Source organism: Neisseria gonorrhoeae, assembly GCF_003315235.1.
GTDB classification, from domain to species: Bacteria; Pseudomonadota; Gammaproteobacteria; order Burkholderiales; family Neisseriaceae; genus Neisseria; species Neisseria gonorrhoeae.
The window spans coordinates 121707-147348 of the sequence record NZ_QNRU01000002.1 but is presented as its reverse complement, the minus strand read 5'-3'; the positions used below and the strand labels follow the sequence as shown (position 1 = coordinate 147348).

The 25642-nt window shown below is 47.0% G+C and carries 37 protein-coding genes and 2 pseudogenes; 33 read left to right on the top strand and 6 right to left on the bottom strand.

The window, feature by feature from the left end:
- Positions 1-107: 107 nt before the first annotated feature.
- Positions 108-224, bottom strand: a pseudogene (locus DFR77_RS13620) (IS5/IS1182 family transposase); the annotation flags it as partial.
- Between the two features lie 327 nt (positions 225-551).
- On the opposite strand from DFR77_RS13620, the gene rplC reads away from it, so the two are divergent.
- The 32 genes from rplC (at position 552) to oxyR (ending at position 16860) form a co-directional block, all read left to right on the top strand.
- Positions 552-1196 (top strand): 50S ribosomal protein L3, encoded by a 645-nt coding sequence (rplC, locus tag DFR77_RS01865; protein ID WP_002215400.1) that lies wholly within the window; start codon positions 552-554, stop codon positions 1194-1196.
- Positions 1196-1816, top strand: a complete 621-nt coding sequence (gene rplD, locus DFR77_RS01860; protein ID WP_003690088.1) for a 50S ribosomal protein L4 — start codon at positions 1196-1198, stop codon at positions 1814-1816. The genes rplC and rplD overlap by 1 nt, the downstream gene beginning before the upstream one ends.
- Complete coding sequence (rplW, locus tag DFR77_RS01855) at positions 1813-2127, top strand: 50S ribosomal protein L23 (protein WP_010359449.1); 315 nt, start codon at positions 1813-1815, stop codon at positions 2125-2127. The genes rplD and rplW overlap by 4 nt, the downstream gene beginning before the upstream one ends.
- Before the next feature lie 5 nt (positions 2128-2132).
- Positions 2133-2966 (top strand): 50S ribosomal protein L2, encoded by an 834-nt coding sequence (rplB, locus tag DFR77_RS01850; RefSeq protein WP_003690083.1) that lies wholly within the window; start codon positions 2133-2135, stop codon positions 2964-2966.
- A 5-nt stretch (positions 2967-2971) separates the two neighbouring features.
- A complete protein-coding gene (gene rpsS, locus DFR77_RS01845) occupies positions 2972-3250 on the top strand; it encodes a 30S ribosomal protein S19 (protein WP_003690082.1) in 279 nt (92 codons plus the stop codon).
- Between the two features lie 8 nt (positions 3251-3258).
- Positions 3259-3588 carry a 50S ribosomal protein L22 gene (gene rplV / locus DFR77_RS01840; protein ID WP_002215424.1) on the top strand — a complete coding sequence of 110 codons (330 nt, stop codon included), beginning with the start codon at positions 3259-3261 and terminating at the stop codon, positions 3586-3588.
- A gap of 9 nt (positions 3589-3597) precedes the next feature.
- Positions 3598-4290 (top strand): 30S ribosomal protein S3, encoded by a 693-nt coding sequence (gene rpsC / locus DFR77_RS01835; protein WP_003690079.1) that lies wholly within the window; start codon positions 3598-3600, stop codon positions 4288-4290.
- Positions 4274-4690 carry a 50S ribosomal protein L16 gene (rplP, locus tag DFR77_RS01830; protein ID WP_002215430.1) on the top strand — a complete coding sequence of 139 codons (417 nt, stop codon included), beginning with the start codon at positions 4274-4276 and terminating at the stop codon, positions 4688-4690. The genes rpsC and rplP overlap by 17 nt, the downstream gene beginning before the upstream one ends.
- The gene (rpmC, locus tag DFR77_RS01825; RefSeq protein ID WP_002215432.1) at positions 4690-4881 is read left to right on the top strand and encodes a 50S ribosomal protein L29; all 192 of its coding nucleotides are present in this window, start codon (positions 4690-4692) and stop codon (positions 4879-4881) included. Before rplP ends, rpmC begins: the two co-directional genes overlap by 1 nt.
- Positions 4881-5144, top strand: coding sequence for a 30S ribosomal protein S17 (rpsQ, locus tag DFR77_RS01820; protein ID WP_003690077.1), 264 nt, complete (start codon positions 4881-4883; stop codon positions 5142-5144). Before rpmC ends, rpsQ begins: the two co-directional genes overlap by 1 nt.
- A gap of 221 nt (positions 5145-5365) precedes the next feature.
- Entirely contained in the window at positions 5366-5734 is a 369-nt protein-coding gene (gene rplN / locus DFR77_RS01815) for a 50S ribosomal protein L14 (protein ID WP_003690075.1), read from the top strand.
- A gap of 11 nt (positions 5735-5745) precedes the next feature.
- Positions 5746-6069, top strand: a complete 324-nt coding sequence (gene rplX, locus DFR77_RS01810; RefSeq protein WP_003690072.1) for a 50S ribosomal protein L24 — start codon at positions 5746-5748, stop codon at positions 6067-6069.
- A gap of 9 nt (positions 6070-6078) precedes the next feature.
- Positions 6079-6618, top strand: a complete 540-nt coding sequence (gene rplE / locus DFR77_RS01805) for a 50S ribosomal protein L5 (protein WP_003690070.1) — start codon at positions 6079-6081, stop codon at positions 6616-6618.
- Between the two features lie 2 nt (positions 6619-6620).
- A complete protein-coding gene (gene rpsN / locus DFR77_RS01800; protein ID WP_002216244.1) occupies positions 6621-6926 on the top strand; it encodes a 30S ribosomal protein S14 in 306 nt (101 codons plus the stop codon).
- A 15-nt stretch (positions 6927-6941) separates the two neighbouring features.
- A complete protein-coding gene (gene rpsH, locus DFR77_RS01795; RefSeq protein ID WP_002215438.1) occupies positions 6942-7334 on the top strand; it encodes a 30S ribosomal protein S8 in 393 nt (130 codons plus the stop codon).
- A 13-nt stretch (positions 7335-7347) separates the two neighbouring features.
- Positions 7348-7881: a 50S ribosomal protein L6 gene (gene rplF, locus DFR77_RS01790; protein WP_003690068.1), complete on the top strand. Its 534-nt coding sequence runs from the start codon at positions 7348-7350 to the stop codon at positions 7879-7881.
- Between the two features lie 13 nt (positions 7882-7894).
- On the top strand, positions 7895-8248 hold the full coding sequence (rplR, locus tag DFR77_RS01785; RefSeq protein ID WP_002215441.1) for a 50S ribosomal protein L18: 354 nt from the start codon (positions 7895-7897) through the stop codon (positions 8246-8248).
- A gap of 18 nt (positions 8249-8266) precedes the next feature.
- Complete coding sequence (gene rpsE, locus DFR77_RS01780; protein WP_002215445.1) at positions 8267-8785, top strand: 30S ribosomal protein S5; 519 nt, start codon at positions 8267-8269, stop codon at positions 8783-8785.
- Entirely contained in the window at positions 8778-8963 is a 186-nt protein-coding gene (rpmD, locus tag DFR77_RS01775) for a 50S ribosomal protein L30 (protein ID WP_003690065.1), read from the top strand. The genes rpsE and rpmD overlap by 8 nt, the downstream gene beginning before the upstream one ends.
- 1 nt (position 8964) lies before the next feature.
- On the top strand, positions 8965-9399 hold the full coding sequence (rplO, locus tag DFR77_RS01770) for a 50S ribosomal protein L15 (RefSeq protein WP_003690064.1): 435 nt from the start codon (positions 8965-8967) through the stop codon (positions 9397-9399).
- Between the two features lie 11 nt (positions 9400-9410).
- The gene (secY, locus tag DFR77_RS01765; RefSeq protein WP_003700747.1) at positions 9411-10721 is read left to right on the top strand and encodes a preprotein translocase subunit SecY; all 1311 of its coding nucleotides are present in this window, start codon (positions 9411-9413) and stop codon (positions 10719-10721) included.
- Positions 10722-10725: 4 nt separating this feature from the next.
- Positions 10726-10944: a translation initiation factor IF-1 gene (infA, locus tag DFR77_RS01760; RefSeq protein WP_002215452.1), complete on the top strand. Its 219-nt coding sequence runs from the start codon at positions 10726-10728 to the stop codon at positions 10942-10944.
- Positions 10945-10964: 20 nt separating this feature from the next.
- Positions 10965-11078, top strand: coding sequence for a 50S ribosomal protein L36 (gene rpmJ, locus DFR77_RS01755; protein ID WP_003697674.1), 114 nt, complete (start codon positions 10965-10967; stop codon positions 11076-11078).
- Between the two features lie 65 nt (positions 11079-11143).
- Entirely contained in the window at positions 11144-11506 is a 363-nt protein-coding gene (gene rpsM / locus DFR77_RS01750) for a 30S ribosomal protein S13 (protein ID WP_002215453.1), read from the top strand.
- Between the two features lie 19 nt (positions 11507-11525).
- A complete protein-coding gene (rpsK, locus tag DFR77_RS01745) occupies positions 11526-11921 on the top strand; it encodes a 30S ribosomal protein S11 (RefSeq protein ID WP_002216249.1) in 396 nt (131 codons plus the stop codon).
- Positions 11922-11940: 19 nt separating this feature from the next.
- Positions 11941-12561, top strand: coding sequence for a 30S ribosomal protein S4 (gene rpsD / locus DFR77_RS01740; protein WP_002215455.1), 621 nt, complete (start codon positions 11941-11943; stop codon positions 12559-12561).
- A gap of 25 nt (positions 12562-12586) precedes the next feature.
- Positions 12587-13573: a DNA-directed RNA polymerase subunit alpha gene (locus tag DFR77_RS01735; protein WP_003690059.1), complete on the top strand. Its 987-nt coding sequence runs from the start codon at positions 12587-12589 to the stop codon at positions 13571-13573.
- A gap of 23 nt (positions 13574-13596) precedes the next feature.
- On the top strand, positions 13597-13965 hold the full coding sequence (gene rplQ / locus DFR77_RS01730) for a 50S ribosomal protein L17 (protein ID WP_002233417.1): 369 nt from the start codon (positions 13597-13599) through the stop codon (positions 13963-13965).
- A 146-nt stretch (positions 13966-14111) separates the two neighbouring features.
- Positions 14112-14825 carry a septum site-determining protein MinC gene (minC, locus tag DFR77_RS01725; protein ID WP_003690056.1) on the top strand — a complete coding sequence of 238 codons (714 nt, stop codon included), beginning with the start codon at positions 14112-14114 and terminating at the stop codon, positions 14823-14825.
- A 28-nt stretch (positions 14826-14853) separates the two neighbouring features.
- Positions 14854-15669: a septum site-determining protein MinD gene (gene minD / locus DFR77_RS01720; protein ID WP_003690053.1), complete on the top strand. Its 816-nt coding sequence runs from the start codon at positions 14854-14856 to the stop codon at positions 15667-15669.
- A gap of 3 nt (positions 15670-15672) precedes the next feature.
- On the top strand, positions 15673-15936 hold the full coding sequence (minE, locus tag DFR77_RS01715) for a cell division topological specificity factor MinE (RefSeq protein ID WP_003690052.1): 264 nt from the start codon (positions 15673-15675) through the stop codon (positions 15934-15936).
- A gap of 3 nt (positions 15937-15939) precedes the next feature.
- Positions 15940-16860 (top strand): LysR family transcriptional regulator OxyR, encoded by a 921-nt coding sequence (gene oxyR, locus DFR77_RS01710; protein ID WP_003690049.1) that lies wholly within the window; start codon positions 15940-15942, stop codon positions 16858-16860.
- 866 nt (positions 16861-17726) lie between these two features.
- On the opposite strand, the gene porB is transcribed toward oxyR, so the two are convergent.
- Together porB and truA are read right to left on the bottom strand one after the other, a co-directional pair.
- The gene (gene porB / locus DFR77_RS01680) at positions 17727-18710 is read right to left on the bottom strand and encodes a trimeric porin PorB.IA (protein ID WP_113852026.1); all 984 of its coding nucleotides are present in this window, start codon (positions 18708-18710) and stop codon (positions 17727-17729) included.
- Positions 18711-19226: 516 nt separating this feature from the next.
- Positions 19227-20024, bottom strand: coding sequence for a tRNA pseudouridine(38-40) synthase TruA (truA, locus tag DFR77_RS01670; RefSeq protein ID WP_113852025.1), 798 nt, complete (start codon positions 20022-20024; stop codon positions 19227-19229).
- 467 nt (positions 20025-20491) lie between these two features.
- Here truA and DFR77_RS14630 point away from each other — a divergent pair.
- Positions 20492-20840, top strand: a pseudogene (locus tag DFR77_RS14630) (hypothetical protein); the annotation flags it as partial.
- Positions 20841-20889: 49 nt separating this feature from the next.
- Here the strand turns inward: DFR77_RS14630 and DFR77_RS01650 are convergent.
- The 3 genes from DFR77_RS01650 to DFR77_RS01640 form a co-directional block, all read right to left on the bottom strand.
- Complete coding sequence (locus DFR77_RS01650; protein WP_047924157.1) at positions 20890-21354, bottom strand: hypothetical protein; 465 nt, start codon at positions 21352-21354, stop codon at positions 20890-20892.
- 76 nt (positions 21355-21430) lie between these two features.
- Entirely contained in the window at positions 21431-24268 is a 2838-nt protein-coding gene (locus tag DFR77_RS01645; RefSeq protein WP_113852024.1) for a valine--tRNA ligase, read from the bottom strand.
- 104 nt (positions 24269-24372) lie between these two features.
- Positions 24373-25632: a D-amino acid dehydrogenase gene (locus tag DFR77_RS01640; protein ID WP_003690316.1), complete on the bottom strand. Its 1260-nt coding sequence runs from the start codon at positions 25630-25632 to the stop codon at positions 24373-24375.
- Between the last annotated feature and the right edge of the window lie 10 nt (positions 25633-25642).

Below are 25642 nucleotides of genomic sequence, written 5' to 3'. Positions count from 1 at the left end.
TAGAATCGGGCTTGGTTTGGGCAGAAGCATCCATCTGATTCTAAGGATGGATGATGTTTTATTCTCAAGTAAATAAAGGAAAGATGATGAGCCTACTAATGTCTTTAAAGATATAGTGGATTAAATTTAAACCGGTACGGCGTTGCCTCGCCTTGCCGTACTATTTGTACTGTCTGCGGCTTCGTCGCTTTGTCCTGATTTAAATTTAATCCACTATATTTTAAACAACAAAGAATTGAATTTGGAAGAACGGCATGATTTGGAGCGGGCGGTTAAGATCTTGCAGGACACGCACGTCATCCCGGTTTGTCGGAGAAAGATGCATACGCCGTGATGGTCGGATACCGACACTTTAAAAGCATCCGACCCCATGCCTTCTGAAGATTCAAAACGCTTCAGACGGCATATTGAAGATATTTCTGATATTTCTGTTGATATTTCTTTGACTTGTCGGATATAATGTCAAGCTTGGTACATTTTTGCCAAGTTTAACTTTGTCTGAAAGACAGGCCAATCGCAGCCTGTCCCTTTACTTTAAAAGGAAAATAATCATGACTTTAGGTCTGGTTGGACGCAAAGTTGGTATGACCCGCGTGTTCGACGAGCAGGGTGTTTCTGTTCCGGTAACCGTTTTGGATATGTCTGCCAACCGCGTTACACAAGTAAAATCCAAAGATACTGACGGCTATACCGCCGTTCAAGTTACCTTTGGTCAGAAAAAAGCCAATCGTGTCAACAAAGCCGAAGCCGGACACTTTGCAAAAGCAGGTGTTGAAGCCGGTCGCGGTTTGATTGAGTTTGCTTTGACTGAAGAAAAACTGGCTGAATTGAAAGCCGGTGACGAAATCACCGTTTCTATGTTTGAAGTCGGTCAACTGGTCGATGTAACCGGTACCTCTAAAGGTAAAGGTTTCTCCGGCACGATCAAACGTCATAACTTCGGTGCCCAACGTACTTCCCACGGTAACTCCCGTTCTCACCGCGTTCCAGGCTCTATCGGTATGGCGCAAGACCCGGGTCGCGTGTTCCCCGGTAAGCGCATGGCCGGCCAATACGGCAACACCAAAGCAACTGTTCAAAAATTGGAAGTTGTCCGTGTTGATGCAGAACGCCAACTGCTGTTGGTTAAGGGTGCTGTTCCGGGTGCGGTCAACAGCGATGTTGTAGTTCGTCCCAGCGTGAAAGTAGGTGCGTAATGGAATTGAAAGTAATTGACGCTAAAGGACAAGTTTCAGGCAGCCTGTCTGTTTCTGATGCTTTGTTCGCCCGCGAATACAATGAAGCGTTGGTTCACCAGCTGGTAAATGCCTACTTGGCAAACGCCCGCTCTGGTAACCGTGCTCAAAAAACCCGTGCCGAAGTAAAACACTCAACCAAAAAACCATGGCGTCAAAAAGGTACCGGCCGCGCCCGTTCCGGTATGACTTCTTCTCCGCTGTGGCGTAAAGGCGGTCGCGCGTTCCCGAACAAACCCGACGAAAACTTCACTCAAAAAGTAAACCGTAAAATGTACCGTGCCGGTATGGCGACTATCCTGTCCCAATTGGCGCGTGACGAGCGTTTGTTTGTGATTGAGGCGTTGACTGCCGAAACTCCCAAAACCAAAGTTTTTGCCGAACAAGTAAAAAATTTGGCTCTGGAGCAAGTGCTGTTTGTAACCAAACGGCTCGACGAGAATGTTTACTTGGCTTCACGCAACTTGCCAAACGTATTGGTTTTGGAAGCTCAACAAGTTGATCCTTACAGCTTGCTGCGTTATAAAAAAGTAATCATCACTAAAGATGCGGTTGCACAATTAGAGGAGCAATGGGTATGAATCAACAACGTTTGACTCAAGTAATCTTGGCGCCTGTCGTTTCTGAAAAAAGCAACGTATTGGCTGAAAAATGCAACCAAATGACGTTTAAAGTCTTGGCAAATGCAACCAAACCTGAAATCAAAGCTGCTGTCGAGCTGCTGTTCGGTGTTCAAGTTGCTTCTGTAACTACCGTTACCACTAAAGGCAAAACTAAGCGTTTTGGTCGTATTTTGGGTCGCCGCAGCGATGTTAAAAAAGCTTATGTAAGCTTGGCTGACGGTCAAGAGTTGGATTTGGAAGCCGCTGCTGCAGCTGCAGATAAGGAATAAACAAAATGGCAATCGTTAAAATGAAGCCGACCTCTGCAGGCCGTCGCGGCATGGTTCGCGTGGTAACAGAAGGTTTGCACAAAGGTGCACCTTATGCACCCTTGCTTGAAAAGAAAAATTCTACTGCCGGCCGTAACAATAATGGTCATATCACCACCCGTCACAAAGGCGGCGGTCATAAACACCATTACCGTGTTGTAGACTTTAAACGTAACAAAGACGGCATTTCTGCTAAAGTAGAGCGTATCGAATACGATCCTAACCGTACTGCCTTCATCGCACTGTTGTGCTATGCAGACGGCGAGCGTCGTTACATCATCGCTCCTCGCGGTATTCAAGCCGGTGTCGTATTGGTTTCCGGTGCTGAAGCTGCCATCAAAGTAGGCAACACCCTGCCGATCCGCAACATTCCCGTTGGTACGACTATCCACTGTATCGAAATGAAACCCGGTAAAGGTGCTCAAATCGCACGTTCTGCCGGTGCTTCTGCGGTATTGTTGGCTAAAGAAGGTGCATACGCTCAAGTCCGTCTGCGCTCTGGCGAAGTTCGTAAAATCAACGTAGATTGCCGTGCGACCATCGGTGAAGTCGGTAACGAAGAGCAAAGCCTGAAAAAAATCGGTAAAGCCGGTGCTAACCGTTGGCGCGGTATTCGTCCGACCGTACGCGGTGTTGTCATGAATCCCGTCGATCACCCGCATGGTGGTGGTGAAGGCCGTACCGGCGAAGCCCGCGAACCGGTTAGTCCATGGGGTACTCCTGCTAAAGGCTACCGCACTCGTAATAACAAACGCACGGATAATATGATTGTTCGTCGCCGTTACTCAAATAAAGGTTAATTAGTATGGCTCGTTCATTGAAAAAAGGCCCATATGTAGACCTGCATTTGCTGAAAAAAGTAGATGCTGTTCGCGCAAGCAACGACAAACGCCCGATTAAAACCTGGTCTCGTCGTTCTACCATTCTGCCTGATTTTATCGGTCTGACCATTGCCGTGCACAACGGTCGCACCCATGTGCCTGTGTTTATCAGCGACAATATGGTTGGTCATAAATTAGGCGAATTCTCATTGACCCGTACCTTTAAAGGCCACCTGGCCGATAAAAAGGCTAAAAAGAAATAAGGTGAATCATGAGAGTAAATGCACAACATAAAAATGCCCGTATCTCTGCTCAAAAGGCTCGTTTGGTAGCTGATTTGATTCGTGGTAAAGACGTTGCCCAAGCTTTGAATATTTTGGCTTTCAGCCCTAAAAAAGGTGCCGAGCTGATCAAAAAAGTATTGGAGTCAGCTATTGCTAATGCTGAGCATAATAACGGTGCGGACATTGATGAACTGAAAGTGGTAACTATCTTTGTTGACAAAGGTCCAAGCTTGAAACGTTTTCAAGCTCGCGCCAAAGGTCGCGGTAACCGCATCGAAAAACAAACTTGTCATATCAATGTGACAGTGGGTAACTAAGGAAAAGCTATGGGACAAAAGATTAACCCTACAGGCTTTCGCCTGGCGGTAACTAAAGACTGGGCTTCAAAATGGTTTGCTAAAAGTACCGACTTTTCTACTGTTTTGAAGCAGGATATCGATGTTCGCAATTATTTGCGTCAAAAATTGGCCAATGCTTCGGTTGGTCGAGTAATTATTGAACGCCCTGCAAAATCTGCACGCATTACCATTCACTCCGCTCGTCCGGGTGTGGTTATCGGTAAAAAAGGTGAGGATATCGAAGTTTTGAAACGTGACTTGCAAGTCTTGATGGGTGTACCTATTCATGTAAATATTGAAGAGATTCGCCGTCCTGAGTTGGATGCTCAAATTATTGCTGACGGTATCGCCCAGCAGTTGGAAAAACGCGTTCAATTCCGTCGTGCTATGAAACGAGCAATGCAAAATGCAATGCGTTCTGGTGCTAAAGGCATTAAGATTATGACTTCAGGCCGTCTGAATGGTGCGGATATTGCCCGTAGCGAATGGTATCGTGAAGGTCGCGTGCCACTGCATACTTTACGTGCAAATGTAGATTATGCAACCAGCGAAGCGCACACCACATATGGTGTATTGGGTCTGAAAGTTTGGGTTTATACGGAAGGCAATATTAAATCTTCCAAACCTGAACATGAGAGTAAACAAAGAAAGGCAGGTAGACGTAATGCTGCAGCCAACTAGACTGAAATACCGTAAGCAACAAAAGGGTCGCAATACCGGCATCGCTACTCGCGGTAATAAGGTAAGTTTCGGTGAGTTCGGCTTGAAAGCCGTAGGTCGTGGTCGTTTGACTGCCCGTCAAATCGAAGCTGCTCGTCGTGCAATGACCCGTCACATCAAACGTGGTGGTCGTATTTGGATTCGTGTATTCCCTGACAAACCGATTACTGAAAAGCCTATTCAAGTTCGTATGGGTGGCGGTAAAGGTAACGTGGAATATTACATTGCCGAAATTAAACCAGGTAAAGTGTTGTATGAAATGGATGGCGTTCCAGAGGAACTGGCTCGTGAAGCATTCGAGTTGGCTGCTGCCAAATTGCCTATTCCTACAACCTTTGTAGTAAGACAGGTGGGTCAATAATGAAAGCAAATGAATTGAAAGACAAATCCGTTGAGCAGTTGAATGCAGATTTGTTGGACTTGTTGAAAGCTCAGTTTGGCTTACGTATGCAAAACGCTACCGGTCAATTAGGCAAACCAAGTGAATTGAAACGTGTACGTCGCGATATTGCTCGTATTAAAACCGTTTTAACTGAAAAAGGTGCTAAGTAATGAGCGAAACTAAAAATGTTCGTACTTTGCAAGGCAAAGTAGTAAGCGACAAAATGGATAAAACCGTAACAGTATTGGTTGAGCGTAAAGTAAAACATTCGCTGTATGGTAAGATTATTCGATTATCTACTAAAATCCATGCCCATGATGAAAATAATCAATATGGAATTGGTGATGTGGTTGTTATATCGGAATCCCGTCCATTGTCAAAAACTAAATCTTGGGTTGTCAGTGAGTTGGTTGAGAAAGCACGTTCTATTTAAGAATTAAAGCAACGTGCTTGGAATGGGAAACGAAGTATTGCAGCAAATTTAATTTGCGTGTAAACTTCGTTTCCTGTCTTCCAGTTTCTTCTGGAAGTTTCTTCCCTTTCGGGATCCAAGACTGGTTTACTTGAACCGCAAGGTTTCATTTAATAAGCAGCGGCTTTGCTGTAAGTTATCTGAAAGTGGTAAATTAAGTTGGTTAATTTAAAGGTAATAATATGATTCAAATGCAGACCATCTTAGATGTGGCTGATAACTCTGGTGCGCGTCGCGTAATGTGTATCAAGGTATTGGGCGGATCTAAGCGTCGCTACGCTTCTGTTGGCGATATTATTAAAGTGGCAGTTAAAGATGCGGTTCCGCGTGGCCGTGTCAAAAAAGGCGATGTATATAATGCGGTAGTTGTTCGTACTGCTAAGGGTGTGCGTCGTCCTGATGGTGCGTTAATTAAATTCGATAACAATGCCGCCGTGTTGCTGAATAATAAACTTGAACCTTTGGGTACTCGTATCTTTGGTCCGGTAACCCGTGAATTGCGTACTGAGCGATTTATGAAAATCGTTTCATTGGCACCTGAAGTATTATAAGGAATAGCACGATGAATAAAATCATTAAAGGCGATAGGGTTGTAGTAATTGCTGGTAAGGATAAAGGTAAGCAGGGTCAAGTAGTTCGAGTGTTGGGTGGTAAAGTTGTTGTTGAGGGCGTTAATGTTGTAAAACGCCATCAAAAACCTAATCCAATGCGTGGCATTAAGGGCGGTATTATTACTAAAGAAATGCCTTTGGATATTTCTAATATCGCAATCCTGAATCCGGAAACTAATAAAGCGGACCGTGTTGGTATTAAGCTGATTGAAAATGAAGGCAAAGTTAAACGCGTTCGTTTCTTCAAATCAAATGGCTCTATCATTGGAGCATAAGGAGATAACATGGCTCGGTTGAGAGAGTTTTATAAAGAGACAGTTGTTCCTGAATTGGTTAAACAATTTGGTTACAAATCAGTAATGGAAGTCCCGCGTATTGAAAAAATCACCTTGAATATGGGTGTGGGTGAGGCTGTTGCTGACAAAAAAGTTATGGAACATGCTGTTTCCGATTTAGAGAGAATTGCCGGTCAAAGACCGGTTGTTACTGTTGCCCGTAAATCTATCGCAGGTTTTAAAATCCGTGATAACTATCCGGTTGGTTGCAAAGTAACATTGCGTCGTGATCAAATGTTTGAATTCTTGGATCGTTTGATTACTATTGCATTACCTCGCGTACGTGACTTCCGTGGTGTGAGCGGTAAATCATTTGATGGCCGTGGCAATTACAATATGGGTGTTCGTGAGCAAATTATTTTCCCGGAAATTGAATACGATAAAATTGATGCTTTGCGTGGTTTGAATATTACTATTACTACTACAGCAAAAACCGATGAGGAAGCGAAAGCTTTATTGTCATTGTTTAAATTTCCGTTCAAAGGATAATCATGGCTAAGAAAGCACTTATTAATCGTGATCTGAAACGTCAAGCTTTGGCTAAAAAATATGCGGCTAAACGCGCGGCAATTAAAGCGGTAATCAATGATTCGAATGCAACTGAGGAAGAGCGTTTTGAGGCTCGTTTGAGGTTTCAATCCATTCCTCGTAATGCGGCACCTGTGCGTCAACGTCGTCGTTGTGCTTTGACAGGTCGCCCTCGTGGTACTTTCCGTAAATTTGGTTTGGGTCGTATTAAAATCCGTGAAATCGCCATGCGTGGCGAAATTCCGGGTGTTGTTAAAGCCAGCTGGTAATAGGAGTAATTAAGAATGAGTATGCATGATCCTATTTCCGATATGTTGACTCGTATCCGCAATGCGCAACGTGCTAATAAAGCAGCAGTTGCAATGCCTTCTTCAAAATTAAAGTGTGCTATTGCAAAGGTATTGAAAGAAGAAGGATATATTGAGGACTTCGCAGTTTCATCTGACGTAAAGTCTATATTGGAAATTCAATTAAAATACTATGCAGGTCGTCCTGTAATTGAACAAATCAAGCGTGTATCTCGCCCCGGTTTGCGTATTTATAAAGCGTCTAGTGAGATTCCAAGTGTTATGAATGGCTTGGGTATTGCTATCGTTAGTACTTCTAAAGGTGTAATGACTGATCGTAAAGCACGTTCTCAAGGTGTTGGTGGTGAGTTGTTATGCATTGTAGCCTAGTGGAGGAAAAGAAATGTCACGTGTCGCAAAAAACCCAGTGACGGTTCCCGCTGGTGTAGAAGTAAAATTTGGAACAGAGGCATTGGTTATTAAGGGTAAGAACGGTGAATTGTCTTTTCCTTTGCATTCTGATGTAGCCATTGAATTTAATGATGGCAAATTGACTTTTGTTGCGAATAATAGCAGTAAACAAGCAAATGCAATGTCTGGTACTGCTCGCGCATTAGTCAGCAATATGGTTAAAGGTGTTTCAGAAGGTTTTGAGAAGAAATTACAATTGATAGGCGTGGGTTATCGTGCTCAAGCACAAGGTAAAATCTTGAATCTGTCTTTGGGTTTTTCTCATCCGATCGTATATGAAATGCCTGAAGGTGTCTCCGTTCAAACTCCTAGCCAAACAGAGATTGTTTTAACTGGCTCGGATAAACAAGTTGTTGGTCAAGTTGCTTCTGAGATTCGTGCGTTCCGTGCTCCTGAGCCTTATAAAGGTAAAGGTGTTCGCTATGTAGGCGAAGTAGTGGTAATGAAAGAAGCCAAGAAAAAATAATTGAGGTTCACTAATGGATAAACATACAACCCGACTCCGTCGTGCACGCAAAACCCGTGCTCGTATTGCGGACTTGAAAATGGTAAGATTATGTGTGTTCCGAAGCAATAATCATATTTATGCTCAAGTAATTAGTGCTGAAGGTGATAAAGTATTGGCTCAAGCCTCTACATTGGAAGCTGAGGTGCGCGGTAGTCTGAAATCTGGAAGCAATGTTGAAGCAGCTGCAATAGTTGGTAAACGTATTGCTGAGAAGGCTAAAGCAGCAGGTGTAGAAAAGGTTGCTTTTGATCGTTCAGGTTTCCAATATCACGGTCGTGTGAAGGCTTTGGCTGAAGCTGCTCGTGAAAATGGTTTAAGCTTCTAAATATTTGGAGACTTTCAGATGGCAAAACATGAAATTGAAGAACGCGGTGACGGTCTGATTGAAAAGATGGTCGCAGTTAACCGTGTAACCAAAGTAGTTAAAGGTGGTCGCATTATGGCTTTCTCTGCGCTAACTGTTGTTGGTGATGGAGATGGTCGTATTGGTATGGGTAAAGGTAAGTCAAAAGAAGTGCCTGTTGCAGTCCAAAAGGCGATGGATCAAGCACGACGCTCTATGATTAAGGTACCATTAAAAAATGGTACGATCCATCATGAGGTTATTGGTCGACATGGTGCTACTAAAGTATTTATGCAGCCTGCTAAAGAGGGTAGTGGCGTAAAAGCCGGTGGACCTATGCGTTTGGTTTTTGATGCTATGGGCATTCATAATATTTCCGCCAAAGTGCACGGATCTACTAACCCATATAATATCGTACGTGCAACATTAGATGGTTTGTCTAAGTTGCATACTCCTGCTGATATCGCAGCCAAACGTGGCTTGACAGTGGAAGACATTTTGGGAGTTAACCATGGCTGAACAAAAAAAGATTAGGGTTACATTGGTTAAAAGCCTGATTGGTACAATTGAATCTCATCGTGCATGTGCACGCGGTTTAGGTTTGTGTCGTCGCGAGCATACGGTAGAGGTTTTAGATACCTCTGAAAACCGTGGTATGATTAATAAAATCAGCTACTTGTTGAAAGTGGAGTCTTGATATGTTTTTGAATACAATTCAACCTGCTGTTGGTGCTACGCATGCTGGTCGTCGTGTTGGACGCGGTATTGGTAGTGGTCTTGGCAAAACGGGTGGTCGTGGTCATAAAGGTCAAAAGAGCCGGTCTGGTGGGTTTCATAAGGTGGGTTTCGAGGGTGGTCAAATGCCCTTGCAACGACGCCTCCCTAAAAGAGGTTTTAAATCTTTAACAGTATCAGCTAATGCACAGCTTCGTTTAAGTGAACTGGAATCAATTGCTGTTAATGAGATTGATATTTTAGTCTTAAAGCAAGCAGGTCTGATTGCATCTACAGTCTCTAATGTTAAAGTTATTGCTTCTGGTGAAATTTCTAAGGCAGTTGCTTTGAAGGGTATTAAAGTTACCAAAGGTGCGAGAGCTGCTATCGAGGATGTTGGTGGTAAGATTGAAATGTAAGGTTTAATATTGTGGCTAATCAACAAACGTCATCAGGTTCATCCAAGTTTGGAGATCTTAAGAAACGTCTTTTGTTTCTATTTGGAGCATTGATTGTTTTTCGAATTGGTGCCCATATACCCGTACCTGGGGTTGATGCTGTTGCTTTAGCTAAATTATACGAAAGCGCTGGAAACGGCATCCTGGGAATATTGAATATGTTTTCCGGTGGGTCGTTAGAGCGCTTTAGTATATTTGCAATAGGAATTATGCCATATATTTCAGCTTCTATTATTGTACAGCTCGCTTCTGAAATTTTGCCATCATTGAAGGCTTTAAAAAAAGAAGGGGAGGCTGGTAGAAAGGTAATTACGAAATATACTAGGTATGGTACTGTTTTGTTAGCAATTCTTCAAAGTCTAGGTGTTGCATCTTTCGTATTTCAGCAAGGAATTGTTGTAACAAGTTCATTTGAGTTTCATGTTTCCACGGTAGTTTCTTTGGTAACGGGAACCATGTTTCTTATGTGGCTTGGGGAGCAAATTACTGAAAGGGGTATCGGGAACGGTATTTCTTTAATCATTACGGCAGGTATTGCTTCAGGTATTCCTTCGGGTATTGCAAAGCTGGTTACACTGACGAACCAAGGTTCTATGAGCATGCTTACGGCGTTGCTTATTGTATTTGGTGCCTTATTATTAATTTATTTGGTTGTATACTTTGAAAGTGCACAGCGGAAGATTCCTATTCATTATGCAAAACGCCAGTTTAATGGTAGGGTGGGTAGTCAAAATACGCATATGCCTTTCAAGTTGAATATGGCTGGTGTTATTCCCCCAATTTTTGCTTCCAGTATTATTCTATTTCCATCTACTCTTTTAGGTTGGTTTGGTTCGGCTGATACAAATAGTGTTTTGCACAAAATAGCTGGATTGTTACAACACGGTCAATTGCTGTATATGGCTTTATTTGCAGCGACAGTTATTTTCTTTTGTTATTTTTATACGGCTTTGGTTTTTAGTCCTAAAGAAATGGCAGAGAATTTAAAAAAGAGTGGTGCTTTTGTTCCTGGGATTAGACCTGGTGAGCAGACCTCTAGGTATTTAGAAAAAGTTGTATTACGTTTGACATTGTTTGGAGCTCTTTATATTACAACTATTTGTTTAATTCCAGAGTTCTTAACTACGGTTTTAAATGTACCTTTTTATTTGGGTGGCACGTCTTTGTTGATTCTAGTTGTTGTAACGATGGATTTTAGTACACAAATAAATTCGTATAGGCTTACTCAACAGTATGATAAGTTAATGACTCGTTCAGAAATGAAATCATTTTCTCGGAAATAGAATTATGGCGAAAGAAGATACTATCCAAATGCAAGGTGAAATTCTTGAAACTTTACCTAACGCAACATTTAAAGTAAAACTTGAGAATGACCATATTGTATTGGGTCATATTTCTGGGAAGATGCGGATGCATTACATTCGTATTTCTCCGGGAGATAAGGTCACAGTAGAGCTGACACCTTATGATTTAACTAGGGCTCGAATCGTTTTCAGAGCAAGATAAACCAATAAAAGGAAAATAAAATGCGTGTACAACCATCTGTTAAGAAAATTTGCCGAAATTGCAAGATTATTCGTCGAAATCGTGTAGTTCGTGTGATTTGTACTGATCCCCGTCACAAACAGCGTCAAGGTTAATGGAATATTTCTTTTAATGTGATTCTGTGATATAGTGACAAAATTTGCTCTAAAAAGGAAAAAACATGGCTCGTATTGCAGGGGTAAATATCCCTAATAACGCACACATCGTAATTGGTCTTCAGGCTATTTACGGTATTGGTGCTACTCGTGCTAAATTGATTTGTGAGGCTGCAAATATTGCGCCTGATACTAAAGCAAAAGATTTGGACGAGACTCAATTAGATGCTTTGCGTGATCAAGTTGCCAAGTATGAAGTAGAAGGTGATTTGCGTCGTGAAGTAACTATGAGTATCAAACGATTGATGGACATGGGCTGCTATCGTGGCTTCCGTCATCGTCGCGGCTTACCATGCCGCGGTCAACGCACTCGTACAAATGCGCGTACTCGCAAAGGTCCGCGTAAAGCGATTGCTGGTAAGAAATAAATTTTAAGGAATTTTATTAATGGCTAAAGCAAACACAGCTTCACGTGTACGTAAAAAAGTACGTAAAACCGTGAGTGAGGGTATTGTGCACGTTCATGCATCTTTCAACAATACCATCATTACAATCACTGACCGTCAAGGCAATGCGTTGTCTTGGGCTACCTCTGGCGGCGCTGGTTTTAAAGGTTCTCGTAAAAGTACACCATTTGCAGCACAAGTTGCAGCAGAAGCAGCTGGTAAAGTTGCCCAAGAGTATGGCGTTAAAAATTTAGAGGTTCGTATTAAAGGTCCAGGTCCAGGTCGCGAATCCTCTGTACGTGCTTTGAATGCTCTTGGTTTCAAGATTACCAGCATTACTGACGTTACCCCGTTGCCTCATAACGGTTGCCGTCCGCCTAAAAAACGTCGTATTTAATATTGGAGTGATTTGAAACATGGCACGTTATATTGGCCCTAAATGTAAGTTGGCACGTCGCGAAGGTACGGATTTGTTTTTGAAGAGTGCGCGCCGCTCTTTGGATTCTAAATGTAAAATTGATTCCGCTCCCGGTCAGCATGGTGCAAAAAAACCGCGTTTGTCAGACTATGGTTTGCAGTTGCGTGAAAAACAAAAAATCCGCCGTATTTATGGCGTATTAGAACGTCAGTTCCGTCGTTATTTCGCAGAAGCTGATCGCCGTAAAGGTTCTACCGGCGAGTTGCTGTTGCAGTTGCTGGAATCTCGTTTGGATAATGTCGTTTATCGTATGGGTTTCGGTTCTACCCGAGCTGAAGCAAGACAGCTTGTTTCTCATAAGGCTATAGTTGTAAATGGACAAGTTGTCAATATTCCTTCTTTCCAAGTGAAAGCTGGTGATGTTGTCTCAGTTCGTGAAAAAGCCAAAAAACAGGTACGTATTCAAGAAGCATTGGGTTTGGCAACTCAAATCGGCTTGCCGGGTTGGGTTTCTGTAGATGCAGATAAACTTGAGGGTGTGTTCAAAAACATGCCGGATCGCTCTGAATTGACCGGTGATATTAATGAACAGCTGGTGGTAGAGTTCTACTCTAAATAATGCTAGCTCAGTGAGGGACAGTTAAATGCAGAATAGCACAACCGAATTTTTGAAACCTCGTCAAATTGATGTAAATACTTTTTCTGCAACTCGTGCAAAAGTATCTATGCAGCCATTTGAACGTGGTTTCGGTCATACCTTAGGTAATGCTTTGCGCCGTATCTTACTGTCATCCATGAATGGTTTTGCTCCTACTGAAGTAGCTATTGCCGGTGTATTGCACGAATATTCTACTGTTGGTGGTGTTCAGGAAGATGTTGTTGACATTTTGCTGAATATTAAAGGTATTGTGTTTAAACTCCATGGTCGTAGCCAAGTTCAACTTGTGTTGAAGAAATCAGGTTCAGGTGTCGTATCTGCCGGTGATATTGAGTTGCCGCATGATGTAGAAATTCTGAATCCTGGTCATGTCATTTGTCATTTGGCTGATAACGGTCAAATTGAAATGGAAATTAAAGTAGAGCAAGGTCGTGGTTATCAATCTGTTTCAGGTCGTCAGGTAGTTCGTGATGAGAACCGTCAGATTGGTGCAATCCAGTTGGATGCGAGCTTTTCGCCCATCAGCCGTGTTAGCTTTGAGGTTGAACCTGCACGTGTAGAGCAGCGGACGGATCTTGATAAATTGGTTTTGGATATCGAAACCGACGGTTCTATTGATCCTGAGGAAGCTGTACGCAGTGCGGCACGTATTTTGATTGATCAGATGTCTATTTTTGCTGATTTGCAGGGTACTCCTGTGGAGGAGGTTGAAGAAAAATCACCTCCTATCGACCCTGTTCTTTTGCATCCGGTGGATGATCTGGAATTGACAGTACGTTCAGCTAATTGTTTGAAAGCTGAGGATATTTATTATATTGGCGATTTGATTCAACGCACTGAAACCGAGCTTCTTAAAACGCCGAATTTGGGACGTAAATCTTTGAATGAGATTAAGGAAGTATTGGCATCTAAAGGTTTGACACTGGGTTCTAAGTTGGAAGCATGGCCACCTGTAGGCTTGGAAAAGCCTTAATGAAGAATTAAAGGATAATTGATATGCGTCATCGTAATGGCAATCGCAAATTAAACCGTACCAGCAGTCATCGTGCTGCAATGCTGCGTAATATGGCGAATTCATTATTGACTCACGAAACTATTGTAACAACTCTGCCTAAGGCCAAGGAATTGCGCCGTGTAGTAGAGCCGTTGATTACATTGGGTAAAAAGCCGTCATTGGCAAGCCGCCGTTTGGCATTTGACCGTACTCGCGACCGTGATGTTGTAGTAAAACTGTTTGGCGATTTGGGTCCTCGTTTTACTGCTCGTAACGGTGGTTATGTTCGAGTGTTGAAATACGGATTCCGTAAAGGTGATAATGCACCTCTGGCACTGGTTGAATTGGTTGACAAACCGGCTGCTGAGTAATTTTAGTCATATAACGCCATCTGCCGAAAAGCAGGTGGCGTTATTTTTGCAATATCTGATAGATAATATGGTATTGGCTATTATGTTTAAAATATTAATTGAATAGCTAAGGTTTGCGCGGTAAACTTACATCATTAAAAAATTCTATGATGGTTTATATAATGAATGCCTTCGATATAAAGTCGACAAAGATGGACGTATTGTCTATATCTTTGCATACATCAGACTTGTTTGATTTGGAAGATGTGCTGGTCAAATTGGGCAAGAAGTTTCAAGAGTCTGGTGTTGTTCCATTTGTTCTGGATGTTCAAGAATTTGATTATCCCGAGTCTTTGGATCTTGCTGCATTGGTTTCGTTGTTTTCAAGGCATGGTATGCAAATTTTGGGTCTGAAGCATTCTAATGAACGTTGGGCTGCTGTGGCTATGAAGTATCATTTGCTGTTTTGTCTGTCTCATTCGGAAAATGTTAAAGAACTGGGTCAGGTTGAGGTGCAGAAAACGGAGGATGGTCAGAAAGCAAGGAAAACAGTATTGATTACATCCCCTGTCCGTACCGGTCAGCAGGTTTATGCCGAAGATGGCGATTTGATTGTTACGGGGGCGGTCAACCAGGGGGCGGAATTGATTGCAGATGGCAATATGCATATTTATGCGCCGATGAGAGGGCGTGCTTTGGCCGGCGCCAAAGGTGATACTTCTGCCCGCATATTTATCCACTCCATGCAGGCGGAGTTGGTTTCTGTCGCGGGGATTTACCGTAATTTTGAACAGGATTTGCCGGACCATCTGCACAAGCAGCCGGTACAGATATTGTTGCAGGATAACCGATTGGTTATCAGTGCAATTGGCTCAGAGTAATTGTTTGATATTTTAAAAAGGAAATATTGTGGCAAAAATTATTGTAGTAACTTCAGGCAAGGGCGGTGTCGGTAAAACGACTACCAGTGCAAGTATTGCAACAGGTTTGGCATTACGCGGATATAAAACTGCGGTAATTGATTTTGATGTGGGTTTGCGCAACCTCGACCTCATTATGGGTTGCGAGCGTCGTGTCGTTTATGACCTGATCAATGTCATTCAGGGTGAGGCGACGCTCAACCAGGCTTTGATTAAAGATAAAAATTGTGAAAACCTGTTTATTTTGCCGGCTTCCCAGACTCGGGATAAAGACGCTTTGACACGCGAGGGCGTAGAAAAAGTGATGCAGGAGCTGTCCGGCAAGAAAATGGGCTTTGAGTATATTATTTGCGACTCTCCTGCTGGTATTGAGCAGGGTGCATTGATGGCGTTGTATTTTGCTGATGAAGCCATTGTAACGACCAATCCTGAGGTTTCCAGTGTGCGTGACTCCGACAGGATTTTGGGCATTTTGCAAAGCAAATCCCGTAAGGCGGAGCAAGGCGGTTCGGTTAAAGAACATCTGTTAATTACGCGTTATTCTCCCGAACGTGTGGCAAAAGGCGAAATGCTGTCTGTACAGGATATTTGCGATATTCTGCGTATTCCTTTGCTGGGTGTGATTCCCGAATCCCAAAACGTCTTGCAGGCATCCAATTCCGGAGAACCGGTCATCCATCAGGACAGCGTAGCGGCTTCCGAGGCATATAAGGACGTTATTGCCCGTCTTTTGGGCGAAAACCGTGAAATGCGTTTCTTGGAAGCTGAGAAAAAAAGCTTCTTCAAACGTCTGTTCGGAGGATAAGGTATGTCATTGATCGAACTTTTATTCGGTAGAAAGCAGAAAACGGCAACCGTTGCCCGCGACCGCCTTCAAATCATCATTGCCCAAGAGCGCGCCCAAGAAGGTCAGACTCCGGATTACCTGCCGACTTTACGTAAAGAGTTGATGGAAGTCCTGTCCAAATATGTGAATGTTTCATTAGACAATATCCGTATTTCCCAAGAAAAGCAGGATGGTATGGATGTGCTTGAGTTGAACATCACTTTGCCGGAACAGAAAAAGGTATAGGACATGACCTTAACCGAATTGCGGTACATCGTCGCAGTCGCCCAAGAACGTCATTTCGGCCGGGCGGCGCGGCGTTGTTTTGTCAGCCAGCCCACTTTGTCTATTGCCATTAAGAAATTGGAAGAAGAGCTTGCCGTCTCTTTGTTTGACCGGAGCAGCAACGATATTATTACGACCGAGGCGGGGGAACGTATCGTTGCACAGGCGCGTAAGGTATTGAAAGAGGCGGAGCTTATCAGGCATTTGGCAAATGAAGAACAAAACGAGCTGGAGGGTGCGTTCAAACTCGGGCTGATTTTTACGGTTGCGCCATACCTGCTGCCGAAACTGATTGTCTCTTTGCGCCGTACTGCACCGAAAATGCCTTTGATGTTGGAAGAGAATTACACGCATACTTTGACCGAGTCGCTCAAACGCGGGGACGTTGACGCGATTATCGTTGCCGAACCGTTTCAAGAGCCGGGCATTGTTACCGAACCCTTGTATGACGAACCGTTTTTCGTGATTGTCCCGAAAGGGCATTCATTTGAGGAACTGGATGCCGTTTCGCCCCGGATGCTGGGTGAGGAGCAGGTTTTGCTGCTGACGGAAGGCAACTGTATGCGGGATCAGGTACTCTCAAGCTGTTCCGAATTGGCGGCGAAACAGCGCATACAGGGGCTGACCAATACATTGCAGGGCAGCTCGATCAATACAATCCGCCATATGGTCGCCAGCGGTTTGGCAATCAGCGTGTTGCCGGCAACCGCGCTGACCGAGAACGATCATATGCTGTTCAGCATTATTCCGTTTGAAGGTACGCCGCCAAGCCGGCGGGTCGTATTGGCGTATCGCCGTAATTTTGTCCGTCCGAAGGCGTTGTCGGCGATGAAGGCGGCGATTATGCAGTCGCAGCTTCACGGGGTAAGTTTTATCCACGACTAGGCGCAGAAAATGCCGTCTGAAACGGGTTTCAGACGGCATTTGTTATCTTTGCCGTCAATCAGGCAAACCTATCCGACCTACAGTTGCTTCGAATCGTCATTCCCGCGCAGGCGGGAATCTAGGTCTGTCGGTGCGGAAACTTATCGGATAAAACGCTTGCTCCAATCTCGCGTTCCAGATTCCCACTTTCGTGGGAATGACGGGATCAGGTTTCCGTATGGATAGATTCGTCATTCCCGCGCAGGCGGGAATCTAGGTCTGTCGGTGCGGAAACTTATCGGATAAAACGCTTGCTCCAATCTCGCGTTCCAGATTCCCACTTTCGTGGGAATGACGGGATCAGGTTTCCGTATGGATAGATTCGTCATTCCCGCGCAGGCGGGAATCTAGGTCTGTCGGTGCGGAAACTTATCGGATAAAACGCTTGCTCCAATCTCGCGTTCCAGATTCCCACTTTCGTGGGAATGACGGGATCAGGTTTCCGTATGGATAGATTCGTCATTCCCGCGCAGGCGGGAATCTAGGTCTGTCGGTGCGGAAACTTATCAGGTAAAACGGTTTCTCCGGTCCCGAGTCCTAGATTCCCACTTTCGTGGGAATGACGGCATATTTTGACATTGAATAAAAAAGACTAAAAACAGAAAACGGAAAACGGAAAACGGAAAACGGAAAACAGAAAACAGAAAACAGAAAACAGAAAACAGAAAACAGAAAACAGAAAACAGAAAACAGAAAACAGAAAACAGAAAACAGAAAACAGAAAACAGAAAACAGAAAACAGAAAACAGAAAACAGAAAACAGAAAACAGAAAACAGAAAACAGCCTGTCTGACGACAGGCTTTTTGTTGATACCGATCTTTGCAGATTAGAATTTGTGGCGCAGACCGACACCGCCGACAGTCGCTACGAATTTTTCTGCGCCTTTGCCTTTTTGCAACCAACCGGCAGAAACCAAGGCAGAAGTGCGTTTGGAGAAGTCGTATTCCGCACCGACAACCACTTGGTCGTAAGTATTGTCGTGATCTGCATCATAAACCGAACCTTTGAAGCCGTGGGCGTAAGAAACGCGGGGCGTTACGTTGCCGAAGCGGTATGCCGCGGTAGCGGCAACTTCGGTTTGAGAGTTGTGCGAATTATCGTCGCGCCAAGTCAATTTCGCGTCTTGTTGCTGTACGGCTACGGAAGCGTACAGGGCATCATGGTCGTAACCGCCGACCAAACGGTGAACCTGGTGTTTCTCAGTCGTGTAATTATGTCTTTTATAGGAGCCGGCATATTGCACGAAGAAGCCGCTGTTTTTGTAGTTGAAGCCTGCATGGTAAGATTCGCTGCGATTTTTGCCCGAATTGTCGTTAGGCACGTATTGTACGCTGCCGCTGAAGCCGGCAAATTCGGGAGAATCGTAGCGTACGGAAACGTGGCGTTCTTCGGGTTGGGCAATGTTGCTTAAACCCGAATAGTAGCTTTTACCCTCCCAAGGATTGAAGCCGCCGGTGTCTTTCAGGATGTTGTTCAAACGGCCGACGCGCACTTTACCGAAGCCGCCTTTCAAACCGATGAAGGATTGGCGGTTGCCCCAGCCTGTGTCAGTACCGCTGACGTAGGCTTTTTGTTCCAACTGCCAAATGGCTTTCAGGCCGTTGCCGAGGTCTTCTTGACCTTTAAAGCCGATTTTCGAACCCAAATCAGCGATTTCGGTAGTGGTTTTAACGCGATCCGCCTGAGCTCCATGGTGAGCTACGGAGCGGGAAGTTTCTACGCCGGCTTTGATGGTGCCGTACAGGGTAACGTCAGCCATTGCTGCAACAGGAAGGGCTGCCAAAGTCAGGGCAATCAGGGATTTTTTCATTGCTGTATTCCTTTTTTGGTTAAGAAATTTAAGCGGGCCGGGCCTTCCGAGCCGCTTAGCTTTGCATTTACCGCCGAGGGGCTCGGCGATTACATGTCTGAAACTATAGATGTTCCTGTCTGAAAAAACAAACTTCTGCCTGTTTTTGTGTGGAATCCGATGTGCATTTTGAAGGGCGGATAGAGATATTACGGGTATTTTTTGTTTTGTAACATATGGTTATTTTAAATTTTTAAGATTTGCATTTTTACAACACTTACTCGGGAGGGTATTGGAGGGCATTGCAAACCGGGGGTTATAGCGGATTAACAAAAACCGGTACGGCGTTGCCCCGCCCCGGCCCAAAGGGAACGGTTCCCTAAGGCGTCCAAGCACCGGGCGAACCGGTTCCGTACTATTTGTACCGTCTGCGGCCCGCCGCCTTGTCCTGATTTTTGTTAATCCGCTATAGTGTCAACATTGAAAAAGATTGCCTGACAGTTTGTCCGATTTCAAAATCTCCGCGACAAGAATGTTTTAAAGCCATTCGGGGATTTGGGGGCGGATGATGCCGTATGCCCCGGGATAGTCGACGCCGGTCAGGTAAAGCCCGTCGGGCATGAAGGTCGGTGGGGCTTTGAGGCGGCTGCGTTCTTGAATCAGTGCGGCGAAGCCTTCGACGCTGAGCCTGCCGCTGCCGACATAAACGAGCGCGCCCATGATGTTGCGTACCATGTGGTGCAAAAAGGCGTTGCCGTGCAAATCGAGGCGGATCAGTCCTGCGCTTTGGGTAAGCCCGGCGCGGTAGATGGTTTTGACGGGGGATTTTGCCTGGCACCCGGCGGCGCGGAAGCTGGAGAAGTCTTGTTCGCCGATCAATAAGGTGGCAGCCCGGCGCATCGGTTCGATGTCGAGTTTGAGGTGTGTCCAGCCCGCCCTGTTTTTGAGCAGGGGGGAACGGACGGGGGCGGATTCGAGCAGGTAGCGGTAGTGCCGTCCGTATGCGTCGAAGCGGGCGTGAAATCCGGGTGCGGTCTGTCGGGCGTGCAAAACGGCTATGCCTTCGGGCAGGTGGGCGTTTACGCCGCGCACCCATGCCTGTTGGGGACGGGCGGCAGTTGTGTCAAAGTGGACGACTTGGGCGGCAGCGTGCACGCCGGTGTCGGTCCTGCCGGCAACTGTGGTGGCGACAGATTCTCCTGCGATTCGGGCGAGTGCGGTTTCCAATGCCGCCTGAACGGTCGGTACGCCGCCCGCCTGTTTCTGCCAGCCGTAAAAGCGGCTGCCGTCGTAGGATAGGGTTATTGCCCAGCGTTGTTTTTGTGCGGTATCCATTGGGTTTGGGATTCGGATAAATGTTCAGACTGCATTGTATCTCAGATTTTGCAGGGAAACGGCAAACGCCCGGGGCGCGCAGCGTTGTTTGGGGAGTTGTTCGGGGGGTTGGATGCAGTTGCTACGAATCGCTATCCTGTGAATTCACCCTGTCAGGAGTGCCCGAACCGTCATTCCCGCGCAGGCGGGAATCTAGGACGTAAAAATCTAAAGAAACCATTTTATCCGATAAGTTTCCGCACCGACAGGTCTGGATTCCCGCTTATGCGGGAATGACGGCGGCGGGAATCGGTGGATTCGGCGGAGTTGGTGGATTTGGCGGGCTGAAGCCCGCCCTTGTATATCGGAACTTCCGTATCATAGCGACAAACCGCCCGGCCGCCACCCGCGCCCGCCCAAGGCAGACAACCGTTGCGTAGCTCAGGGAGCGGCAGGGCAACCCATCGGCACAACCGGACAGTTGCCAACTGTATATGGCTGCCGCGGCAGCGACACGTTTTGAACCGCTTATTCGGGATTTCCACCAACGCCTGCTGTATAGCGGATTAACAAAAACCGGTACGGGTTGCCCCGCCCCGGCTCAAAGGGAACGGTTCCCTAAGGCGCCCAAGCACCGGGCGGATCGGTTCCGTACCATTCGTACTGCCTGCGGCCCGCCGCCTTGTCCTGATTTTTGTTAATCCGCCATACAAGGGTAAGCCGTATAAGGTTGCCGTTACGGCATGTATGCGCAAACTGCCGACGATATTGAATGCCCGGATGCGTGATTATTTTGCCGCAAACGATACCGCCGAAAACGGTATTCGGACGGCTTGATTTGAGTTTTGGTATTTTTGCCCGACGGGGTGGAAAATACAGTTGCTTTTCACTCCACTTTCGTACATGCCTCACGGGAAGTTCCGTCTTCGGACACTAATTTGCCTGATTTATCCAGTTGATACACATCATCTTTTCCGGGTTTGTCCATCTGCGCGACCAATCCGGTGTACATCATGCTTTCCAAGAGTCGTCCATCCTCCGACTTTTCTAACCACGCCAGCGTTTCGGGGCTGTGCTGTCGTGAAACTTCACCGTACTTGATTTGGCTTTGAGTTAAGGCATTGTTCGCAAAACGCCATTTACCTGCACCGACAACACGGTATGCCAAGATATTGCCGTCATCATCGATTTTGAGTATAGCATCGCCACGGAAGCTGCCGTCCTGAAGATATTTGACTTTTGTATCACTGTGAATGTTTTCATCAGTGCCGATGCAATGCCATGTACCGACAATCGGAGAAGCCAAGGCGGTTGTTGCGGATAAAAGCACCGGCAGAATAAAGCGTTTCATCTATTTCCTTTTTTAAAGGAGGCCGTCTGAAAACCCCGGTTTCAGGTTTTCAGACGGCCTTGTTTATTCAATCAAATCAGTCTTTCAACTTCGCCAACTGATTTTGCACTTTTGCCATTTTGTCTTCCAATTCCGCCAAATCGGCTTTGTCTTTTTCCACCAGATGCGCCGGGGCTTTTTCGGTGTAGCCGGGTTTGGAGAGTTTGGCATTGAGTTTGTCCAAGGCTTTTTGCAGCTTCTCGGCTTCTTTGCTCAAACGGGCGGTTTCGGCGGCTTTGTCGATTTCGACTTTCAGCATCAGGCGCGCGCCGTTGCAGACGGCGACGGGCGCGTCTCCGCTTTCGGGCAGGGCGGCGACTTGCCGTGCTTCGGTCAGGCGGGTCATCATCGGCAGGTATTTGAGGTAGTCCGCCAAGTCGTCCGCGCTTTCGACAAACAGCGGGGCTTTCACGTTGGGCTGGATGCCCGTTTCGCCGCGCAGGTTGCGGACTGCGCCGATCAAATCCTGCAACACGGTCATTTGCCCGAATGCCGTCTGAACAATCTCGCCGCCGTCGGTTTCGGGGAAGCGGGCGAGCATGATGCTGTCGGCGGTTTTGGCATCGCACATGGGGGCGACGGTTTGCCACAGTTCTTCGGTGATGAACGGGATAATCGGGTGCAGCAGGCGCAGGGCGGCTTCGAGTACGCGCAATAAGGTATGGCGTGTGGCGCGCTGGCGGCTGGCGCAGCCGGTTTGGAGCTGCACTTTGGCGAGTTCCAGATACCAGTCGCAATAATCGTTCCATACGAAGCTGTACAGGGTTTCCGCCGCCAAATCAAAGCGGTAGGTTTCGTAGGCTTGCGTAACCTGCTCGATGGTCTGATTCAGACGACCTATGATCCACATATCGGGGAAGGAATGGCCGCGCGGTTCGGCAGCGGTTGCGCCGTAGCCGCAGTCTTGGTTTTCGGTGTTCATCAAGACGAAGTTGGTGGCGTTCCAGATTTTGTTGCAGAAGTTGCGGTAGCCTTCGGCGCGTTTGAAGTCGAAGTTAACCGAACGGCCCAAGCTGGCGTAGCTCGCCATGGTGAAGCGCAATGCGTCCGCGCCCATGCTGGGGATACCTTCGGGGAAGAGTTTTTTCGTGGCTTCTTCCACTTTCGGCGCGGTTTCGGGTTTGCGCAGGCCGGTCGTACGTTTCATCAGCAGCTTGTCCAAGCCGATACCATCGATCAAATCCACAGGGTCGATGACGTTGCCTTCGGATTTGGACATTTTTTTGCCTTCGTGGTCGCGCACGATGCCGTGGATGTACACGGCTTTAAACGGTACTTTGCCGGTGAAGTGGGTGGTCATCATAATCATGCGCGCCACCCAGAAGAAGATGATTTCATATCCGGTAACCAAGACGTTGGACGGCAGGAAGGCTTTGAGCTCGTCGGTTTCAGACGGCCAGCCGAGCGTGGAGAACGGCACGAGCGCGGAGGAGAACCATGTGTCCAATACGTCTTCTTCGCGGGTCAAACCTGTTTTGCCGGCTTGTTTTTCGGCTTCAGCCTGATTGCGGGCGACGTAAACATTACCTGCTTCGTCGTACCACGCGGGGATTTGATGCCCCCACCACAGTTGGCGCGAAATACACCAGTCTTGGATGTTGTTCATCCATTGGTTGTAGGTATTGACCCAGTTTTCAGGGATAAAGCGCACTGCGCCGCTGTCGACGGCTTTTTTGGCTTTGTCGGCAAGGCTCAAGCCTTTGAATTCGTTGTCAGGCTCGCCGCCGTTCGGTGTGGCGGACATGGCGACAAACCATTGGCTGGTCAGCATCGGCTCAATCACTGAACCTGTGCGGTCGCCTTTCGGCGTCATCAGCGTGTGCGGTTTGATTTCGACCAAGAAGCCTTGCTCCTGCAAATCGGCAACCATTTGTTTGCGCGCGGCAAAGCGGTCCAAGCCTGCGTATTTTTCAGGCAGGGAAAAGCCTGGTTGCGCTTCGCCTTTGAAGTTGAACACTTCGGCGTTTGCCAGCACTTTGGCTTCTAAGTCGAACACGTTAATCAGGCGCGTGTCGTGGCGTTTGCCGACTTCGTAATCGTTGAAATCGTGCGCAGGCGTGATTTTCACGCAACCGGTACCGAAGTCTTTTTCAACGTATTCGTCGGCGATAACCGGAATGGTGCGACCGGTCAGCGGCAGGATTAATTCTTTGCCGATTAAGTGGGTGTAACGTTCATCTTCTGGATTGACGGCAACGGCCGCGTCGCCCAGCAACGTTTCAGGACGGGTGGTCGCCACGATAACGGCTTCGGTGGGATTGTCGGCCAGCGGATAGCGCATGTGCCACATAGAGCCTTGTTCTTCCATGCTTTCCACTTCCAAATCCGACACCGCCGTGCCAAGCACGGGATCCCAGTTCACCAAGCGTTTGCCGCGGTAAATCAAGCCCTGTTCATACAGGCGCACGAACACTTCGGTCACGGTTTCGGCGCGTACGCCGTCCATCGTGAAATACTCGCGCGTCCAGTCGGCGGAGCAGCCCACGCGGCGCATTTGCTGGGTAATCGTGCCGCCGGAAACTTCTTTCCACTCCCACACTTTTTCCAAGAATTTTTCGCGGCCCAAGTCATGACGGGACACGTTTTGCGCGGCAAGCTGACGCTCGACCACGATTTGCGTGGCGATGCCCGCGTGGTCGGTACCGGGAATCCAGGCGGTGTTGCAGCCTTTCATGCGGTAGTAGCGGGTCAGGCCGTCCATGATGGTTTGGTTGAAGGCATGACCCATGTGCAGCGTGCCGGTTACGTTGGGCGGCGGCAGTTGGATGGAAAAAGACGGTTTGGTCAAATCCATATCGGGCCGGAAATAGCCTTGGCTTTCCCAGTTTTGATAGTGTTTGGATTCGATTTCGGCGGGGGAGTATTTGTCTAACATATGAAGCCCTGAGAAATAAGATGATTTGATGGTTTGAATTATAGCGCAAATGCCGTCTGAAACGCTTTCGGGGTTTCAGACGGCCTTAAATTTAAATATTGCCTTTACAGTTTTTGATAGCGCGACAGGCTCAAATCGTCGCTGCGGATTTCGGTGTCTTTGCCGCTCACGATATCGGCGGTCAATTTTGCCGAACCCGGCGACATGGTCCAGCCCAAAGTACCGTGCCCGGTATTCAGAAACAGGTTTTCAAAGCGGGTGCGCCCGATTAACGGCGTACTGTCGGGCGTCATCGGCCTGAGGCCGCTCCAGGACAATGCTTGGCTCAAATCGCCGCCTTCCGGGAACAAGTCGTTGACGACCAAAGCCAAGGTTTCGCGGCGTTTTTCGGGCAGTTTGGTTTCGTAGCCGGACAATTCCGCCATTCCGCCGACGCGGATTCTGTTGTCAAAACGCGTGATGGCGACTTTGTAGCTTTCATCTAAAACAGTGGACACCGGTGCGCCGTCGGAATTTGTGACCGGCAGGGTCAAGGAATAGCCTTTGACGGGATAAATGGGCAGATTGAGATCCAACTGCGCCAACACAGTCCTGCTGAAGCAGCCGAGCGCGCAGACAACGGCATCTGTTTCAAACCGCCCTGTTTCGGTTTCAACGGCTTTGATGCGCAGCCCGTTGTGGTCGATGCGGCTGATGGTTTGGTTGAAGTAGAACCGTACGCCCTTCTCTTGACACAATTTGTACAGGTTTTCGGTGAAGAGGCGGCAGTCGCCGGTCGCATCCGCAGGCAGGTGCAGACCGCCGACAATTTTGGCGGTAACGCGTGCCAGCGCAGGCTCGAATTCTGCGCATTCTTCGGGCTTCAGACGGCGGTACGGCACGCCGTAGCGTTCCAAAACGGCAATGTCTTGTTTTGCCGCTTCGACTTCTTCGGTTTGGCGGAAAATCTGCAACGTCCCTTTTTTGCGTCCCTCAAAATTCATGTCGGTTTGCGCTTCAAAACGGCGGAACATTTCACGGCTGTATTCGGAAATCCTGACCATGCGCTCTTTATTGATTTGATAGCGCGTTGCCGTGCAGTTTTGCAGCATCCGCCACAGCCATTCGATTTGATACAGGCCGCCGTCAGGGCGGAACAGTAAAGGCGGATGGCTTTTAAACAGCCGTTTCAGTGCTTTGGTCGGAATACCGGGTGCAGCCCAAGGCGTGGTATAGCCGTAAGAAAGCTGGCCTGCATTGGCAAAACTGGTTTCCATCGCCACACCCTCGGTGCGGTCGATGACCGTTACTTCATGTCCGGCCTCTGCCAGATACCACACGGAGGATACGCCGGCAACACCCGCACCTAAAACAAGCACTTTCATGTTTCCCCCT